This window comes from Stenotrophomonas sp. DR822 (assembly GCF_019793815.1).
In the GTDB taxonomy this organism is placed as follows: Bacteria; Pseudomonadota; Gammaproteobacteria; order Xanthomonadales; family Xanthomonadaceae; genus Stenotrophomonas; species Stenotrophomonas indicatrix.
Genome location: NZ_CP081826.1, coordinates 2,406,521 through 2,420,895 on the forward strand (window position 1 = coordinate 2,406,521; position 14,375 = coordinate 2,420,895).

Annotated in this window: 17 protein-coding genes; 8 read left to right on the forward strand and 9 right to left on the reverse strand. The window is 67.4% G+C overall.

The window, feature by feature from the left end; translation table 11 throughout:
- Positions 1-9: 9 nt before the first annotated feature.
- Both dut and coaBC read right to left on the reverse strand, forming a co-directional pair.
- Positions 10-498, reverse strand: coding sequence for a dUTP diphosphatase (gene dut, locus K5K93_RS11110; protein WP_108264953.1), 489 nt, complete (start codon positions 496-498; stop codon positions 10-12).
- A complete protein-coding gene (gene coaBC / locus K5K93_RS11115; RefSeq protein ID WP_222387902.1) occupies positions 495-1,751 on the reverse strand; it encodes a bifunctional phosphopantothenoylcysteine decarboxylase/phosphopantothenate--cysteine ligase CoaBC in 1,257 nt (418 codons plus the stop codon). The genes dut and coaBC overlap by 4 nt, the downstream gene beginning before the upstream one ends.
- Before the next feature lie 225 nt (positions 1,752-1,976).
- Here coaBC and K5K93_RS11120 point away from each other — a divergent pair, with 225 nt between their 5' ends.
- The 4 genes from K5K93_RS11120 (at position 1,977) to K5K93_RS11135 (ending at position 6,097) form a co-directional block, all read left to right on the forward strand.
- A complete protein-coding gene (locus K5K93_RS11120) occupies positions 1,977-2,603 on the forward strand; it encodes a response regulator transcription factor (RefSeq protein WP_093821309.1) in 627 nt (208 codons plus the stop codon).
- Between the two features lie 71 nt (positions 2,604-2,674).
- On the forward strand, positions 2,675-3,379 hold the full coding sequence (gene radC / locus K5K93_RS11125) for a DNA repair protein RadC (protein ID WP_222387903.1): 705 nt from the start codon (positions 2,675-2,677) through the stop codon (positions 3,377-3,379).
- Between the two features lie 114 nt (positions 3,380-3,493).
- Positions 3,494-5,182: an arginine--tRNA ligase gene (gene argS, locus K5K93_RS11130; protein ID WP_222387904.1), complete on the forward strand. Its 1,689-nt coding sequence runs from the start codon at positions 3,494-3,496 to the stop codon at positions 5,180-5,182.
- Positions 5,183-5,203: 21 nt separating this feature from the next.
- Entirely contained in the window at positions 5,204-6,097 is an 894-nt protein-coding gene (locus K5K93_RS11135; protein ID WP_222387905.1) for an SPOR domain-containing protein, read from the forward strand.
- Positions 6,098-6,182: 85 nt separating this feature from the next.
- Here K5K93_RS11135 and K5K93_RS11140 read toward each other — a convergent pair whose 3' ends face one another.
- Positions 6,183-6,935 (reverse strand): SDR family NAD(P)-dependent oxidoreductase, encoded by a 753-nt coding sequence (locus K5K93_RS11140; protein WP_222387906.1) that lies wholly within the window; start codon positions 6,933-6,935, stop codon positions 6,183-6,185.
- 88 nt (positions 6,936-7,023) lie between these two features.
- On the reverse strand, positions 7,024-7,518 hold the full coding sequence (locus tag K5K93_RS11145) for a hypothetical protein (protein WP_222387907.1): 495 nt from the start codon (positions 7,516-7,518) through the stop codon (positions 7,024-7,026).
- Between the two features lie 85 nt (positions 7,519-7,603).
- Between K5K93_RS11145 and K5K93_RS11150 the strand changes: the two genes are divergently transcribed.
- Positions 7,604-8,071: a DUF1456 family protein gene (locus K5K93_RS11150; protein ID WP_033832824.1), complete on the forward strand. Its 468-nt coding sequence runs from the start codon at positions 7,604-7,606 to the stop codon at positions 8,069-8,071.
- On the opposite strand, the gene K5K93_RS11155 is transcribed toward K5K93_RS11150, so the two are convergent.
- Positions 8,040-8,927, reverse strand: a complete 888-nt coding sequence (locus K5K93_RS11155) for a LysR family transcriptional regulator (protein ID WP_222387908.1) — start codon at positions 8,925-8,927, stop codon at positions 8,040-8,042. The two genes, K5K93_RS11150 and K5K93_RS11155, sit on opposite strands and share 32 nt — an antisense overlap.
- Before the next feature lie 99 nt (positions 8,928-9,026).
- Here K5K93_RS11155 and K5K93_RS11160 point away from each other — a divergent pair, with 99 nt between their 5' ends.
- Positions 9,027-10,220 (forward strand): MFS transporter, encoded by a 1,194-nt coding sequence (locus tag K5K93_RS11160; protein WP_222387909.1) that lies wholly within the window; start codon positions 9,027-9,029, stop codon positions 10,218-10,220.
- On the opposite strand, the gene K5K93_RS11165 is transcribed toward K5K93_RS11160, so the two are convergent.
- Entirely contained in the window at positions 10,217-10,915 is a 699-nt protein-coding gene (locus tag K5K93_RS11165) for a TorF family putative porin (protein ID WP_261311834.1), read from the reverse strand. The genes K5K93_RS11160 and K5K93_RS11165 overlap by 4 nt on opposite strands.
- A 165-nt stretch (positions 10,916-11,080) precedes the next feature.
- Here K5K93_RS11165 and K5K93_RS11170 point away from each other — a divergent pair, with 165 nt between their 5' ends.
- Positions 11,081-11,470 carry a DUF6165 family protein gene (locus tag K5K93_RS11170; RefSeq protein WP_025878366.1) on the forward strand — a complete coding sequence of 130 codons (390 nt, stop codon included), beginning with the start codon at positions 11,081-11,083 and terminating at the stop codon, positions 11,468-11,470.
- Positions 11,471-11,479: 9 nt separating this feature from the next.
- Here K5K93_RS11170 and K5K93_RS11175 read toward each other — a convergent pair whose 3' ends face one another.
- Together K5K93_RS11175 and K5K93_RS11180 are read right to left on the reverse strand one after the other, a co-directional pair.
- Positions 11,480-12,157, reverse strand: a complete 678-nt coding sequence (locus tag K5K93_RS11175) for a response regulator transcription factor (protein ID WP_093821277.1) — start codon at positions 12,155-12,157, stop codon at positions 11,480-11,482.
- 191 nt (positions 12,158-12,348) lie between these two features.
- Entirely contained in the window at positions 12,349-12,921 is a 573-nt protein-coding gene (locus tag K5K93_RS11180) for an Ax21 family protein (RefSeq protein WP_093821275.1), read from the reverse strand.
- 278 nt (positions 12,922-13,199) lie between these two features.
- Between K5K93_RS11180 and K5K93_RS11185 the strand changes: the two genes are divergently transcribed.
- Entirely contained in the window at positions 13,200-13,559 is a 360-nt protein-coding gene (locus tag K5K93_RS11185) for a DUF1428 domain-containing protein (RefSeq protein ID WP_222387911.1), read from the forward strand.
- 15 nt (positions 13,560-13,574) lie between these two features.
- On the opposite strand, the gene K5K93_RS11190 is transcribed toward K5K93_RS11185, so the two are convergent.
- A complete protein-coding gene (locus K5K93_RS11190) occupies positions 13,575-14,270 on the reverse strand; it encodes a hypothetical protein (RefSeq protein ID WP_222387912.1) in 696 nt (231 codons plus the stop codon).
- Positions 14,271-14,375 lie beyond the last annotated feature (105 nt).

Consider the following 14,375-nt stretch of genomic DNA (forward strand, 5'->3'; position numbering starts at 1 on the left):
TGTCCCCTGTCAACGCACCCCGGTATGGCCGAATCCACCCGTTCCCCGCACGCTGTCGGTGAAAGTATCCACCACCTGCAGGCTGACGCGGGCAATCGGCACGACCACCAGCTGGGCGATGCGATCGCCCGGCTCGATGGTGAAGGCCTCGCGGCCACGGTTCCAGACACTGATCAGCAGCGGCCCCTGGTAGTCGGCATCGATCAGGCCGGTGCCGTTGCCGAGCACGATGCCATGGCGGTGGCCGAGGCCCGAACGCGGCAGGATCACTGCGCACAGATGAGGATCGGCGATATGGATGGCCAGGCCGCTGGGGACCAGTGCGGTATCGCCCGGCTGCAGGGTCAGCGCGGTTTCCAGCGCCGCGCGCAGGTCCATGCCAGCGCTGGCCTCGGTGGCATAGGCCGGCAGCGGCCAGCTGTCGCCGAAGCGGGGGTCGAGCAGCTTTACCTGCAACGGTTGCGGGGAGAGTCCGTGGGTGTTGCTTGCCTGGGTCATGCCTGAAGCCTCCGCGCGATCAGCGCCAGCAGTTGTTCGGCCAGCTCACGCTTGGAAGTAGCCGGGAATACCTGTTCGCCATCCTGCCAGAAGGCCGTGGCGGCATTGTTGTCGCTCTCGAAACCACCGCCGCTGATGCCCACCTGGTTGGCGATCACCAGGTCCAGGCGCTTGTCGACCAGCTTGCCGCGCGCATATTTCTCCACGTCGTGGGTCTCGGCGGCAAAGCCGACCACCAGCTTCAACGACTGCGTCTGCGCGGCAACCTCGGCCAGGATGTCCGGGGTGCGCACCAGCTCGATCACCAGCGACTGGCTGTCGGCGGTCTTCTTCAGCTTCTGCGCGGCAACCTGGCGTGGGGTGTAATCGGAAACGGCGGCAGCACCGATGTAGATGTCGGCCGGCAGCGCAGCCAGTACCGCCTCGCGCATCTGCGCGGCAGAGCGCACATCGATGCGCTGCACGCCGGGCGGCGTTGGCAGCTGCACCGGGCCGCTGACCAGGACCACCTGGGCACCGAGCCCGGCGGCAGCGGCGGCCAGCGCGTAGCCCATCTTGCCGCTGCTGCGGTTGCCCACGTAACGCACCGGATCGATGTCTTCATAGGTCGGGCCGGCGCTGATAAGCAGGCGCAGGCCCTGCAGGGCGCGCGTTTCCGGCGCGGCGGCAGCGGCAGTGCCGTTGGCGGCCAGGGCGGCGACGATGTCGGCCGGCTCGGCCAAACGACCGGGGCCGGATTCGCCTTCGGCCAGCGGCCCATCGACCGGACCGATCACCTGCGCACCGCGCTGGCGCAGCAGGGCAATATTGGCCTGGGTGGCCGGATGCAGCCACATCCGATGGTTCATGGCCGGGCACACCGTCAGCGGTGCGGTGCTGGCCAGGCACAAGGTGCTGACCAGGTCGTCGGCGTGGCCCTGGGCCAGGCGGGCCAGCAGGTCGGCGGTACCCGGCGCGATCACGATGCGATCGGCCCAGCGTGCCAGTTCAATGTGGCCCATGGCCTGTTCGGCGGCGCTGTCCCACAACGTAGTGCGGGTCAGCTGGCCGGAAAGGGCCTGGAAGCTGAGTGGAGTGACGAACTGCTGGGCGCCGGCCGTCATCGCCACCTGCACCAGCGCACCGGCATCACGCAGGCGTCGAACCAGTTCCAGGGCCTTGTAGGCCGCGATCCCGCCACCGACACACAAGAGCAGTTTCTGGCCTTCCAGCGCGCGGATCCGCGTCGGGGAAGCGTTGGGAGAATCAGCCACCTGGAATTCCTGTGCAAACGAGGGCGTTAGCTTACCCGAAGGCCAGCAACCTCCCGGTGCACGCGGCACATAGCGGGCGGCTATCAGCACATGGGCGGGGGCCCAGGGCGTTTTCCGGGTTTGCTGCACGCCGATTCGGAACTTTCCTATACCTCTTCGCGTCACCGCTTTGCAGAATCGTCGCTGGCCACCCAGGTGCGCCGTTCGATTTCCGAGGAGTTTCCCGTGCAACCGCGCATCATCATTGCCGACGACCATCCGGTCGTCCTGCACGGCATCCGAATCGTGCTTGAGCGTCACCAGATGGATGTGGCCGGTGCCGCTGCCGACGGTGCCGGACTGCTGCAGTTGCTGGTCCAGCAGCCCTGCCACGCCGTACTCACCGACCTGTCCATGCCCGGCCCTGGCCCGGACGGGCCCGAACTGCTGGCCGAGCTGCGCCAACGCCATCCCGACCTTCCCGTGGTGGTGCTGACCGGGGCCAGGCACCCGGGGTTGCTCGATGGCCTGCTGCGCGATGGCGTACACGGTCTGGTCGACAAGAGCGCCGACTTCGCCGAACTACCGCAGGCCCTGCATGCCGCCATGGCCGGGCAGGTGTTCGTTTCCGACCAGCTGCGGCGCCACCTGCAGGCCCGCGATCTGCTGTTTCCCCACCCACCGGCCGCTTTGTCGACACGCGAACTGGAAGTGCTGCAGCTGCTGACCGACGGCCTGAACATCAACGCCATCGCCGACCGCAGCGGACGCAGCCCGAAGACGATCAGCCGGCAGAAGGCCGAAGCCATGCGCAAGCTGGGCCTGCAGACCAACCAGGAACTCTACGACTACCTGCAGACCCGGCGCGGCTGAGGGCTTGGCCGACCCGCAGGTGCGGCAAGGGCTTATGGGAGCGGTCGGCGATGATCGCCATGATGGGTGCCATGCCCATCCATGATTGGCCCGAAGAAGAGCGCCCCCGCGAGAAGCTGCAGGCCCGCGGCCCCGCCTCACTGTCCGATGCCGAACTGCTGGCGCTGTTCCTGGGTTCCGGCATTGGCGGCCGGGACGCGGTACAGACCGCGCGCGACCTGTTGCTCGCCCACGGCCCATTGCGGGTGCTGCTGGACCGCTCCGCCCGCGAACTATCGAAACTCCCTGGGTTGGGGCCGGCTCGCAGCTGCACGCTGGCCGCAGGGCTGGAACTGGCCCACCGCTACCTGGCCGCTGAACTGCAACAGGGCGAAGCGGTAGGCAACAACCCGGGCGCCGTCGGCCGCTACCTGCAGCACCGCCTGCGCGGGCAGGCCCGGGAACTGTTCGTGGTCCTGTTCCTGGACAACCGCCACCGCCTGATCGCGTGCGAGGAACTGTTCGCCGGCACCATCAATGCGGCCCCGGTCTACCCCCGCGAAGTGGTGCGCAGAGCCCTGCTGCACAACGCCGCTGCGGTCATCCTCAGCCATAACCATCCCTCTGGCGACCCGGAACCCTCGGCCGCCGACGCGCAGATCACCGAGGAACTGCAACGGGCCTTGGCACTGGTCGACATCCGCCTGCTGGACCACTTCGTGGTCGGCGAAGGGCGGCCCGTTTCATTTGCTGAACGGGGTCTTCTGCCACCGCTGCAGGCCCGCCTGGTCGGATGAGCCCCGCAGCAGCACGCCGCGATGCGTGCCCTGGCAGGCAGGCCCCGGTCAGCGTTGAGGCCGGCATCTGCGCTAAAATGGGCGATTCCGCCGCTCATTCTCACAGCAGGCCTCGTGAAAAATCTCCTCCGCGCCCTGATCAGCCAAGGCATCGAAGCCTTGCGCGCCAATGGCACCCTGCCCGTCGACTCCCTGCCGCCGGACTTCGTGGTCGAGCGCCCGAAGACCCGCGACCATGGCGACTTCGCCACCAACGCCGCGATGCTGCTGGCCAAGGCCGCGCGCAGCAATCCGCGCGCACTGGCACAGGCGCTGGTCGAGGCACTGCCGCGCAGCGAAGACGTCAGCAAGGTCGAGATCGCCGGCCCCGGCTTCATCAATTTCCACCTGGCGCCGGCCGCGTACCAGCGTGAAGCCGTCACCGTCATCAAGGAAGGCGCCGATTACGGCCGCAACCTGTCCGGCAATGGCCGCACGGTAGGCGTGGAGTATGTGTCGGCCAACCCGACCGGCCCGCTGCATGTCGGCCACGGCCGCGCCGCGGCCATCGGCGACTGCGTGGCACGCGTGCTCGATGCCAACGGCTGGAACGCCAAGCGCGAGTTCTACTACAACGATGCCGGCGTGCAGATCGAGAACCTGGCGCTGTCGACCCAGGCCCGCGTGAAGGGCATTGCCCCTGACCAGGAAGGCTGGCCGGAAGGCGGCTACCGTGGCGACTACATCGCCGACGTGGCCCGTGCCTACATGTCCGGCGCCAGCGTCGACCTGGAAGGCACCCTGGTGGTCGGCGCCAAGGACCCGGACGACCTGCAGGCGATCCGCCGCTTCGCCGTGGCCTACCTGCGCAACGAGCAGAACCTGGACCTGGCCGCGTTCGGCGTGGATTTCGACATCTACTTCCTGGAAAGCTCGCTGTACGCCGACGGCAAGGTCGCCGAGGCGGTGGCCAAGCTGCAGGCGTCGGGCCATACCTATGAGGAAGGCGGCGCGCTGTGGCTGCGCAGCACCGACTTCGGTGACGACAAGGACCGCGTGATGCGCAAGTCCGACGGCACCTTCACCTACTTCGTGCCGGACGTGGCCTACCACCTGTCGAAGTGGCAGCGCGGCTACGAGCGGGCGATCACCGAACTGGGCGCGGACCACCACGGTTCACTGGCGCGCGTGCGTGCCGGCCTGCAGGCCATGGAGGTGGGCATCCCGCAGGGCTGGCCGGAATACGTGCTGCACCAGATGGTCACCGTCATGCGCGGCGGCGAGGAAGTGAAGCTGTCCAAGCGTGCCGGCAGCTACTTCACCCTGCGCGACCTCATCGAAGAAGCCGGCCGCGACGCGACCCGCTGGTTCCTGATCGCGCGCAAGCCCGATTCGCAGCTGACCTTCGACATCGACCTGGCCCGTCAGCAGAGCAACGACAACCCGGTGTTCTACGTGCAGTACGCGCATGCCCGCGTCTGCAGCCTGCTGCGCCAGGCGCAGGAGAAGGGGCTGATCTACGAACAGGGCACCGGCCTGTCCAATCTGGGCCGCCTGGCCGATGACGCATCGCTGGCCCTGATGAACGAGATCTCGCGTTATCCGGAAGTGGTGGAAGCGGCCGGCGTGGCGCTGGAACCGCATCTGGTCGCGCAGTACCTGCGCGAATTGGCGCACGCCTTCCACACGTGGTATCACGGGACGCCGGTGCTGGTGGACGACGCGACCGATCGCAATGCCAAGTTGACCCTGGCCTGCGCGGCGCGCCAGGTACTGGCCAACGGCCTCGACCTCCTGGGCGTTTCCGCCCCGGAAAAAATGTAAGCCTCAGGAGACGCAGTAGACATGGCAGCACGACGCGGCAAGACACAGGCTCGGCGCAACAGCAGCCAAGGCACGCCCGGATGGGTGTGGCTGGTTGCCGGCGTGGCGATCGCCGCCGTGGTGTTCCTGGCGGCGCCGAACCTGTTCAAGGGCGAGGGTGATGGCTTCCTGCGCGCCGGTCCGCAGCCGAACCCGAACGCGCAGCCGGCGCCGGTCGCCGATGGCGAAAACGATGTCGGCAGCCAGCCGGCCGCACAGCCGGCCACGCCGAAGCCGGCTGAGCCGGAAAAGCCGGCGGCCACCCAGTACGACTTCTACACCCTGCTGCCTGGCAAGGAAGTGGAGATGTCCGACGCCGAACTGGCCGCCAGCGCGCGCGCCGAGGAACAGCGCCGGAGCAAGGCCGAAGCGCAGCGCGCGCAGGCGGCACTGGAAGGCAAGCCCGTGCCGGCGGCGGTTGCGGCCGCAGCCCCTGCGGCGACGGCGAGCGTTGCCAGCACCGCGCCGGTGACCGCCACCAGCCGTCCGCTGCCGACGCCGGTGAGTGAACGCCCGACGACCGCCGCGCCAGCGGCCACCACCGCGCCGGCCAGCGCCAGCACCGTTGCCGCCGCTCCTGCGGCACGCAGCGAAACCGCGCCGGCCGCCGCCAGCACTGCAGCAGCCCCGGCACCGGCCGACAACGCCCGTTACATCCTGCAGGCCGGTGCGTTCGGCGCGTCCGGCGATGCCGAAGCGACCAAGGCCAAGCTGGCGATGATGGGCCTGGCCGCACGCGTGGAGTCGGCGCAGATCAACGGCAAGACCGTGTACCGCGTACGCATGGGGCCCTATGGCACCGCCGGTGAGCTTTCCGAAGCCAAGCAGAAGCTGGATGGCACCGGCCTGCAGGCGATGGCGATCAAGGCGCAGTAAGCGTGCGGGCATAATGAAGAAAGCCGGGCATTGCCCGGCTTTTTTTTGCCCGTGCAACGCCGGGCTCGACGCTGCAGACAGCGGATCAGCTCTCGCGGGCAACCTGGAAACCGGCGAACGACTGGCTGACCGGCATCAGTTCCAGGCGATTGATGTTCAGGTGCGGGGGCAGGCTCGCCACCCAGAAGATCTGCTCGGCGATGTCTTCGGCGGTCATCGGGTTGGCGCCGGTGTACAGCTTGTCCGACGCAACCTGGTCGCCATGGGTGCGGACCACGGTGAACTCGGTTTCGGCCATGCCCGGTTCGATGGTGGTCACGCGTACACCGGTACCGTGCAGGTCCGAACGCAGGCCCAGCGAGAACTGGCTGACGAACGCCTTGGTGCCGCCATAGGCGTTGCCGCCCGGATACGGATAGACACCGGCCACCGACGAAATGTTGATGATGGCGCCCTTGCGCTCCACCAGCTGCGGCAACAGGCGATGGGTCAGGGTGACCAGCGCGGTGATGTTGGTGTCGATCATCGTCGTCCAGTCCTTCAGGCTGGCGCTCTGCGCCGGCGCGGTGCCCTGGGCGAGACCGGCATTGTTGACCAGCAGATCGATGTCACCGAAGGCCGGCGGCAGCGCCAGCAGTTCCGCTTCCATCGCGACCGGATCACGCACGTCGAACACGGCCGCGTGCACCACCTCCTTGCCGTAGCGCTCCACCAGCGGCTGCAGGCGTTCGCTGCGACGGCCGGTGGCGATCACTTTCCAGCCCGCCTGGGCGAAGCGGTGTACGGCAGCGGCGCCGAAGCCGGACGTGGCGCCGGTAATCAGGACGGTTCGGGTCATCAGACAACTCCGTGGGAAACCAGACCGCCATTCTGGCACCGTCGGCCCACGGCTGCGTTGCCTGATCGGCCCGCTGCGGTGCACGCGGTCAGCGCAGGCGGAACACGCGTGCCTTCGGCAGATCTTCGTCGACCTGCAGGAACCAGCGCCCGGCGATACCCGGAATCACCTCGATCTGCGGTGCCTGCAGGGTCTTGCGCAGCTTCATCTGGCCCTTCATCACCTGCCACTGCTGACCGTTGTCGAGGGTGAACACCGTGCCCGGCTGCCAACCCGCAACGTCGCCGACCACGCGGGCGCTGACCGGCCCCTCTTCCAGGCCCAGGTGCATCGCCGCCGGGGCGGGAACGTTGGCCGGCAACGGCGCGCCGGTGTTGGCTGTAACCGCCGCCCGCGTGGGTACGGGCGTAGATGCCTCTGCCTCGCGCAGCACGCGGTTCAGGGTCTGCAGCTGGGCAGCGTCCAGGCCCACTTCGGCCAGCTGGGCCGCGCTGAGACGCTGCTCCACGGGCACGAAACGGTCCTGGGCGGTGGCGGCGAAGCTGCTGGCGACCAGCAGAACGGAAAGGAGGTACCGGCGCATCGGAGAGGGTCTCTGCAGAACAGCGCTCACGATGCTGCAATCCGGTGACAGTCCGGTTACAGCCGCAGGCCCGGTACAATGGGCCATGATCAATAATGATGTACTGCGCAGCGTGCGCTATTCCCTGGACCTCGGCGACCACCACGTGGTGACCCTGTGCCAGATGGCCGATCCGGCGTTCGAAGTGGATGTCGACCAGGCCAAGGCCTGGCTGCTGCGTGAAGACGAGCCGGGTTTCCAGCCGATGAGTGACAGTGCGCTGGCGCACTTCCTCGATGGCCTGATCCTGCACCTGCGCGGTCACGATGAGGGCCAGGCGCCGCGCGCGGTGGAAACCCGCATCGACAACAACCTGGTGTTGAAGAAGCTGCGCGTGGCCTTCCAGCTGCGCGATGTCGACATGATGGAGATCTTCACCAGCATCGGCTTCAACGTCTCCAAATCCGAACTCGGCGCGCTGTTCCGCCAGCCCGGCCACAAGAACTACCGGCGCTGCCTGGACCAGATGCTGCGCAACTTCCTCAAGGGCCTGAGCCTGCGCCTGCGCGGCTGAGCACGGCGTCGACGAAGGCGCGTGCGGCCGGCGTCGGCAGGCGCTGCCAGACCAGATGTACGCGCCGGGTCGGGGTCGGTTGCAGCGGCACCTGCACCACCCCTTCGAAACCGTCGGCGATCCGCACCGGCACGATGCCCACCGCCAGGCCGTGGCGGACGAAGCGCTCGACCAGTTCCATCAGGTTGACCTCGAAACGCACCTGATGCGGCAGGCCCGCTGCGGCGAACGCATCATCGGTCTGCCGGCGCGCGCCGGTCCCCCGCGGGAAATCGACCAGGGCCTCATCCTGCAGCGCCGCCAACGGCAACCGCTGGCGCGTGGCCAGCCGATGCTGCGGCGCCAGCACGGCCACCAGATCCTCTTCCTGCAGCATCTGGTGGCAGACGCCCTCCAGATGGGCCGACGGCGCCAGCCCTACCAGCGCCACGTCCAGTGCGCGCGACTGCACCTGCTGCAGCAGGGTCTCGCTCTTGTGCACCCGCAACTGGAACTCCACCTGCGGGTGCTGCTGCTGGAAGGCAGCCAGCATGGCCACCACGTCGACGCCGGTCAGCGACGAGATCTGCCCGATCGCCAGCAGCCCGCGCACGTCACCACTGACGGCAGCGACGTCGGCACGCAGGTGGCGCAGGCTGGCCAGCACCTGCCGGGCGTGCACCAGCAACGCCTCTCCCGCCGCGGTGGCGCGCACCTGGCGCGGCAACCGCTCGAACAACATCGTGCCCAGCTCCTGCTCCAGATGGGCAATCTGATGGCTCAGGGCCGACTGCACGACGTGGCAGCGCGCGGCCGCACGGGTGAAGTTGCCCTCTTCAGCCAAGGCCACGGCGAACTCGAGCTGCTTGAGGTTCACACCCGTATCTCAATTCCAGATGACAGCGATGATGATGATTCATTTCCATCATGAGAGCAGCAGGCGGACACTGTGCTGCCCTGCTTCACGGAACATCGCGTGTCCCCTTCCCTTCCTCCCCTGCAGCGCTGGCAGATCCTGTTGATGTCGGTCGCCACCGGTGTCGCGGTGGCCAGCAATTACTACGCGCAGCCGTTGCTGCATACCATCGCCGATGCCTTCGGCGTGCCTTTCGGCCAGGTCGGCATGGTGGTGACCGCTGCGCAGTTGAGCTACGCCGCTGGCCTGATCCTGCTGGTGCCGTTGGGTGACCTGTTCGAGCGCCGCCGGCTGATCGTGGTGATGACGTTGTTGTCGGCCAGCGGACTGGTGATCAGCGCGTGCGCGCCGTCGTTGCCATGGCTGCTGGCCGGTACCGCGATCACCGGGTTGTTCTCGGTGGTGGCGCAGGTGCTGGTGCCGTTCGCCGCCACCCTGGCCGCACCGGAGCAACGCGGCCGCGTGGTCGGCACGCTGATGAGCGGGCTGCTGCTGGGCATCCTGCTGGCACGCACCGTGGCCGGGCTGCTGTCGAGCCTGGGCGACTGGCGCCTGGTCTATGCGATCGCTGCAGGTACGCTGGTGCTGACCGCGCTGGCCCTGCAGCGCGGCCTGCCGCGTTTCCACCACAGCGCCGGGCTGAGCTACTTCGCGCTGCTGCGCTCGATCGGCACGCTGTTCGTGCAGGAGCCGGTGCTGCGCCAGCGCACGCTGCTCGGCGCGTGCAGCTTTGCGATGTTCGCGATCTTCTGGACGCCACTGGCCTTCCTGCTGGCGCAGCCGCCGTATGCCTACAGCGACGCCACCATCGGCCTGTTCGGGCTGGTCGGTGCCGCCGGTACGCTGGCTGCCGGCCTTGCCGGGCGCATGTCGGATCGTGGCCAGACCGGCCGGGCCACGGCCATTGCGCTGGTGCTGTTGCTGCTGTCCTGGCTGCCTCTGGGGCTGTCGGCGAATTCGCTGCTGGCGCTGCTGGTCGGCGTGGTGGTGCTGGACCTGGCCGCGCAGCTGCTGCATGTCAGCAACCAGAACCTGATCTACGCACTGCAGCCGGAGGCACGCAACCGCCTCAATGCCGGTTACATGACCGGCTATTTCATCGGGGGTTCGCTGGGCTCGCTGCTGTCGGCACAGGTCTACCAGCGTTTCGGCTGGAGCGGCGTGTGCGTGGCCGGTACCGCGGTGGCGGTACTGGCCCTGCTGGTGTGGCTGCCCAGTGCCTGGCGCGCACGCCAGGCCGCGTCGGCCGACTAGAAGCTGCCCTGCAGCGCCAGTTCCCAGCGTCCACCGGCATTGCCCGGGAACAGACGCTTGGCGGCGCTGTCGGTGTCATGCACGGTGGCGCGCAGTTCCCAGGCCGGCGTCAACGTGGCAATGGCACTGAGCTGGCCATGCAGGTAGTCCGGCCCCTGCGCGGTGGCCAGCCAGTACTGCCCCACCGCCGCTTCCAACCGCACGCGCTCGTTCAACGGCACCCGCGCGCCCAGCTGTGCGTAGGTGCCGCGACGGCCGCCGGCCAGGGCATCGTTGGAGTGGGCAACCTGCAGCCAGGCGCGTTGCTTCCAGGTGGCGGTGACATTGAGTTCGGTCCAGTCCAGTGCGCGGCCAGTGCCCGGATAGACATACCGGGTGAGGTTCGCATCCAGGCTCCAGTCCGGCGACAGCGCGCCGGACCAGCCGGCGACGAGATCGAACTCGCTGCGTGCCCCGCTGTCCGGCGTGAACGAGACATTCGAGCCCCATGCGCTGGCATACCAGCCCGAACCCACCGTGACCTTTGCCCCCACCTGCGCGGCCGGATCGCCCTCGCTCTGTGAACTGCCGCGCCAGACATAGTCGCTGGTCAATGCCGCCGTGCCACTCACCTGCACCTGCGCCTGCACGCTGCCGGCGCACAGCAGCCCCGCCAGTACGGCCGCGCTGGCCACGATCATCCCCTTGCTCTTCACTGCACTCACTTCCTCGTCGAAGGCGGTCTGTCCGCCGGGACGGCAGTGTCGATGGCAGGGCCGTAACGGTTCGATGGCGATGCTGCCGTGCCAGCGCAAATTCAGCGTAAATCCGCGCTGCGGTGGGCGCGGTATCATGCGGGCCTATTTCCAGGAACCAACCACGTGGACGCCATCCTGACCCCGGTATCGATCGGCGAGCTGATCGACAAGATCACCATTCTCGAGATCAAGGCCGAGCGCATCGACGATGCGACCAAGCTGGCCAACGTGCGCACCGAGCTTGACGGCCTGCTGCCGCTGCTGCAGCAGCAGCTTGACGCGCAGCCGGCACTGGCCGCGCTGAAGACGCAGTTGAAGGCCATCAACGAGCGCATGTGGGAGATCCAGGACCAGCTGCGCGACAAGGAAGCGGCGCAGGTATTCGACGAGGCGTTCATCCAGCTGGCGCGCGGCGTGTACGGCACCAACGGCGAACGCGTACAGGTGAAGAACGAGATCAACCGTGTTGCCGGTTCGGCGCTGGTCGAGGAAAAGCAGTACCAGGGCGAGTAAGCGCGCCCGTCAGCCGCACTCCAGCAGGTGGCGGATGCGGAACAGTTCGACATCACTGCGGATGCCGAGCTTCTGGTAGGCCGCTTTCTTCTGCGTGCTGATGGTGCTGGCCGAGCGCTGGAAGCGCCGGGCCACTTCGCCGGTGCTGCACCCCTGCAGCACCAGCCGCAGGACTTCGCGTTCACGCCGGCTCAGAGGCGTCAGGCTGGGCGCCGACATGCGCCGCGCGCGTGATCGATTCAGCTGCGTGCGCAACTCCGGGGGCACGAACCGCCCACCGCGGGCCACCACGTCCACCGCGCGCAGCAGCATTTCCGGCGTGGTCGCCTTGGACAGGAAGCCGCGTGCGCCGGCCTGCATCGTCGTGGCCACGGTGCTGGCATTGCAGTGCGCCGACAGCACCAGTATCGGCATGCACGGCCAGCGCAGGGACAGTGCGCGCAGCAACTGCAACCCGTCGCCAAGATCCCCCAGCGGCAGCGCATCGATCAACAGCAGGTCAACGCAGCCCGGTTCGCTTTCCAGCAGCGCCACCAGCTCACCTTCGTCGGCGTAGCTGCCGCGCACGTGCACGCCGCTGTGCTGGCGCAGCAGCACTTCCACCCCCAGCCTCAGCACCGGATGCGGATCCAGCAAGGCCAGGCGGCGTGGCCGATCAGGGAGCAGCGGTGGGAGTACGGGCGGCATCGCGGTGTATCCGGCAGCACGGGATATCCACCGTAGGCCGCCACTGGCGGTGGCGGAATCCAATTCATTGCAATGCAACATAAGGCCGCGCATCGCAGTCAGACTCTGTTCTGATTCCCCACAACGCAACAGGCCCGGCAATGCCGGGCCTGTTGCAGCACGAACAGCGCGCAGACGCGCCGTAGATGCAATTACCAGCTGAAGCGCGGGCCGACGGTGTATTCCTTGTCGCCGTGGCGGTTCATCTTCAGTTCGCCGTTCAGGCCCCAGTTCTGGTTCAGCTTGACCTGACCACCCAGGCGGCCGTACCACTGGCTGTCGATGTCAACGCCGTGCTTCTTCGAATAGTCTTCGTAACCGACCAGGCCGTAGACCTCAGCGTGGGCACCGAACGCGGTACGGATACCGGCTTCAGCGCTGTAGCCGTTGAAATCCAGGCCGTGCTTCTGGTCGAACTTCTGGTAGGCGACGCGGGCAACGAAGTCGGTCGACGGAGCGATTTCGACGTTGTAGCCGGCACCGACCTTCCACTGGTCAACCTTGATGTTGGTGTGGTCGACTTCCTGACGGTTGTATTCGCCGAAAGCGTGGAAGTTCGGCAGGAAGCCGTAGGAACCCTTCACGCCCCAGCCATCAGCCTTGATGCCGTCAACGTCGGTCTTGGCGTAGTCGGCCTCGGCGTAGTTGTAGGACAGGTTCTCGGCGGCCGAAGCGGTGAACGGCAGGGCAGCGGCCAGAGCCAGAGCAATCAGCGAATTCTTCATGGGGGTACACCTTTACTTTCTTATGGTGTGCAGCAGCGCCAGGGCGCCATCGCATCGGGAATGTAAATTCTCCGTTATTCGCCACAACGCTCCCTGAAAACAGCGGTCTTCGCATTGCTGAATTTTTTGCATTGATTCAGCAAGGCTCAGGCATACGCGCGCGGTACGCGCACGCGCTTCGATTCAATGGCGCGGCAATCGATGTCGATTTGCCGCACCGTGAAGCGTCGACTCAATGAAGGCCGTGCAGCTGGCACGGTCCATTCCGGAGGCAAGCGATGAGCTACATCGATGGTTTCGTACTGGCGGTGCCCACCGCCAACAAGGAGAAGTTCCTCGCCCACGCGCGCAGCGGCGACCTGGTGTTCCTTGAACACGGCGCGCTGCGCGTGGTCGAGTGCTGGGGCGATGACGTGCCGCACGGCAAGACCACCGACTTCTTCGGCGCGGTCAAAGCCACGGCAGAGGAGACCGTGGTGTTTTCCTGGATCGAGTGGCCGGACAAGGCCACCCGCGATGCAGGCATGCAGAAAATGATGGAAGACCCGCGGTTGGACCCGTCGAAGAATCCCATGCCGTTCGACGGTGCACGGATGATCTACGGCGGATTCGAGCCGATCTTCGAACTCAAGCGCTGACCCGGGCGGGCGTCCTCAGCGGGCGCCCGCTTCATCCTCACCGGCCGCGTGGCCGGCACCCAGCGCAGCACCGGCACCAACACCCAGCCCGCCCATTCCGGCACCCATGCCGCCACCGCCGCCACCTCCACCGGTGCGACCGCCCTTGGCTTCGCCCTCGTTGCGGCCCTTGCCACTTCCGCCGCCGCCGGCCGCAGGGCGGGTAGGCCCCTGGCGCGGGATCTCCAGGTCGGCCGGTACCGGCGCAAGGTCCAGCGCCTCGCGGACGAAGTCACGCAGCGAGATCACCAGTTCGTGAGTGTGTACCGCGCGCCCCTGTGCCAGTTCACTGGCAGCGCGGGCGGCCAGCCGTACCTGTTCGTCGGTGCCCAGCAGCAGGATGTCCGACAAGGCCGCTTCGACCGCATCGCGGATGCGCCGGGCCCGGTCCGAGCCCGGCTCGGCGATGCCCTCTTCGTGAGCCCGCTGCCGCAGGTCGCGCAGGTGGGCCGGATCGACCCCCAGCTCACCGGTGAAGGAGCCGCCCAGCGTCTTGTAGGCCGCCATCAAGGTACGCAGCCGCTCATTGATCTGCCGGTTCTCTCGTTCGCGGCGCTGCTGCAGGGTCTGCATCACCAGCAGGCGGATGCCCACGCCGAGCAGGGTGATCAGGACCAACCCGGCCAGAGTGGACAGCACGCCCTGCCAGGAACTGAAATCGATGCCGCGCATGGTCAGGGCTCCTGCGGAAGACCTTCATCTTGCCCCAGGCTGCTGCCGCAGATCCACGTCACGCACCGATCAGCCCGCCCAGAAACGCAGAAGGCCCTCCCGCCC

Bases quoted from the DNA above. Each gene is read 5' to 3' on its own strand.
- dut (WP_108264953.1), bottom strand. From the start codon at position 498: ATGACCCAGGCAAGCAACACCCACGGACTCTCCCCGCAACCGTTGCAG.
- radC (WP_222387903.1), top strand. From the start codon at position 2,675: ATGCCCATCCATGATTGGCCCGAAGAAGAGCGCCCCCGCGAGAAGCTG.
- K5K93_RS11135 (WP_222387905.1), top strand. From the start codon at position 5,204: ATGGCAGCACGACGCGGCAAGACACAGGCTCGGCGCAACAGCAGCCAA.
- K5K93_RS11140 (WP_222387906.1), bottom strand. From the start codon at position 6,935: ATGACCCGAACCGTCCTGATTACCGGCGCCACGTCCGGCTTCGGCGCC.
- K5K93_RS11145 (WP_222387907.1), bottom strand. From the start codon at position 7,518: ATGCGCCGGTACCTCCTTTCCGTTCTGCTGGTCGCCAGCAGCTTCGCC.
- K5K93_RS11150 (WP_033832824.1), top strand. From the start codon at position 7,604: ATGATCAATAATGATGTACTGCGCAGCGTGCGCTATTCCCTGGACCTC.
- K5K93_RS11175 (WP_093821277.1), bottom strand. From the start codon at position 12,157: ATGCCGCCCGTACTCCCACCGCTGCTCCCTGATCGGCCACGCCGCCTG.
- K5K93_RS11180 (WP_093821275.1), bottom strand. From the start codon at position 12,921: ATGAAGAATTCGCTGATTGCTCTGGCTCTGGCCGCTGCCCTGCCGTTC.
- K5K93_RS11185 (WP_222387911.1), top strand. From the start codon at position 13,200: ATGAGCTACATCGATGGTTTCGTACTGGCGGTGCCCACCGCCAACAAG.
- K5K93_RS11190 (WP_222387912.1), bottom strand. From the start codon at position 14,270: ATGCGCGGCATCGATTTCAGTTCCTGGCAGGGCGTGCTGTCCACTCTG.